The 649-nt window shown below is 48.5% G+C and carries 1 protein-coding gene; it reads left to right on the plus strand.

All coding sequences use genetic code 11. The features are described from left to right. On the plus strand, nt 1–649 hold a 649-nt coding region (locus tag M1F97_RS09105), incomplete at both ends, for a hypothetical protein (RefSeq protein WP_247944881.1).

Below are 649 nucleotides of genomic sequence, written 5' to 3' on the forward strand. Positions count from 1 at the left end.
TATCAGCAAGCATCAGTGCGAGCCAATCAGCATCAAGCTCAGCAAGTGCTAGTCAAAGTGCTTCAGCAAGTGCAAGCCACTCAGCATCTGTATCAGCTAGCCAAAGTGCATCAGCATCTGTAAGTGCAAGTCAATCAGCAAGCGCATCAGTATCTGCAAGCCAAAGTGCTTCAGCTTCAGCATCTAACAACCAGAACTCAGCTTCTATCTCAGCAAGCGCGAGCCACTCTGCGTCAATTAGTGCTAGTCAAAGCGCATCAGCGTCTGTAAGTGCAAGCGACTCAGCATCAGTATCAGCAAGCCAATCAGCTTCAGCTTCTGTAAGTGCAAGTCAATCAGTTAGCGCATCAGTATCTGCAAGCCAAAGTGCTTCAGCTTCAGCATCTAACGACCAGAACTCAGCTTCTATCTCAGCAAGCGCGAGCCACTCTGCGTCAATTAGTGCAAGCCAAAGTGCATCAGCTTCTGTAAGTGCAAGCGACTCAGCATCAGTATCAGCAAGCCAATCAGCTTCAGCTTCTGTAAGTGCAAGTCAATCAGCAAGCGCATCAGTATCAGCAAGCCAAAGTGCATCAGCTTCAGCATCTAACAACCAGAACTCAGCTTCTATCTCAGCAAGCGCGAGCCACTCTGCGTCAATTAGTGCTAG

This window comes from Streptococcus oralis (assembly GCF_023110435.1).
GTDB lineage: Bacteria > Bacillota > Bacilli > Lactobacillales > Streptococcaceae > Streptococcus > Streptococcus oralis_CF.